This is a genomic window from Persicitalea sp. (genome assembly GCF_041751555.1).
Lineage (GTDB): Bacteria > Bacteroidota > Bacteroidia > Cytophagales > Spirosomataceae > Persicitalea.
Map to the genome: position 1 here is coordinate 1 of NZ_JBGSXF010000377.1, position 1518 is coordinate 1518.

Consider the following 1518-nt stretch of genomic DNA (forward strand, 5'->3'; position numbering starts at 1 on the left):
TACAACTCTGGCCGCCTTGCATTGACATAACGGTGGCCTCCCGCTTGCACGAGTTTTTCGGGAGTGAGGGTCGCCGTTACAAAGCTGTCATCAAACGTGCGACACTCCGCAAGGATATCTCCGAATGGATCGATAACCATAGAACAGCCGTTCTTCAATTGGTCGTCGTCCATACCAATCGGATTGGAAAAAACTACGTAAACAGCGTTGTCATACGCTCTGGCTGGCAACCACTTCATAAGCCAATCGCGTCCTTTCATTCCGTCGAACTCTAGTCGCAGCGATGTCGGATCTGATTCCCTATTTTTCCATAGTTCAGGATCGACGAATCCAGCACCCGGACGCGTCGAAGGAGTACACATCGTCACGTGAGGCATAAAAATAATGTCGGCCCCCAGGAGTTTTGTCGCCCTTACGTTCTCGACAATATTATTGTCGTAGCAAATTAAAATTCCGCATTTCCATCCCTCAATCTCAAATATACAGTAATCGTTACCCGGCGATACAAAAGGGTTTATGAATGGATGTAGTTTTCTGTATTTGGCAACCAATCCGTTTTTATCGACACAAACGTATGCTTTGAACAGATTATCGTCTTTATCCTTCTCAAAAAGTCCCGCCAAAAGGGTGACACTATGTTTATTCGCAATTTCTTTAAGTTTTAGAATACTTTCTCCTCCGGGAATATATTCCGCCAAATCCAGCATTTGTGCCTTGTCTAAGTGTCTGGCAAAGGTATAGCCAGTAATGGAGCATTCATGAAATGCGATTACATTCGAACCGTTTTCTGCTGCCTCTTTTGTAAGCTTTTCAATTATCGATAAATTATACGCCTTGTCGCCACTTTTGTGTTCAAATTGCGCAGTTGATATTTTAAATTTTTCCATATTCTTTTCAATGGGGTATATTATTCAGAACTACCCGGGATGGGCAGCTTAATTTGTATTTTATCAGCTTACGGGGGAGATTATCGGTAAGGACACAGAAAGCAGACTAGAAAAAACTTATGACTAAGATCGCGTTAAAAACGCTAGGTGATGCAACGCACGATTACAAATCGGGTTTAGCGGGGGTGAAGAATTTCTGTTGTTTGTGTAAACTTAGCAGCGGGGCCGTTCAATGGGGCCGACCGTCTGCGGCCATTCTATTTATAGTAAGCGGTCATCCTTCGGAAGACCACACACAACAACTTCGCGCGAAACACTACGACGAACTAGGGTTAGTTGGCTTGTTTAGTGGAAGTGAAGGAATAGAGCGGCTTCCATCAAATATATCAGGACTCTCGTTCTCTCTATCCTCTTTATTGCCATCCCAAGGGCCGATTAACGTTTCTAAGTAATCAAACCATTTTCTTCCAAGGTCATTAACAAAATTAAGTAGTTCTACTTTGTTAAATCAAGTATGATGCTTACGCCTGAGCAAATCCTGCTTCCTGAGCCTATGCCTGTTTTCGACGGCTTCCCATACGCCTTGTGGCGTGTCGAGTTTGTTGAGCAGGGTTCGGGCCAGCACCAGCTT

General features: G+C 44.1%; 1 protein-coding gene. It reads right to left on the reverse strand.

The window, feature by feature from the left end:
- On the reverse strand, positions 1-887 hold an 887-nt coding region (locus tag ACEW8P_RS13400; protein ID WP_373513583.1), incomplete at its 3' end, for a nitrilase family protein.
- Between the last annotated feature and the right edge of the window lie 631 nt (positions 888-1518).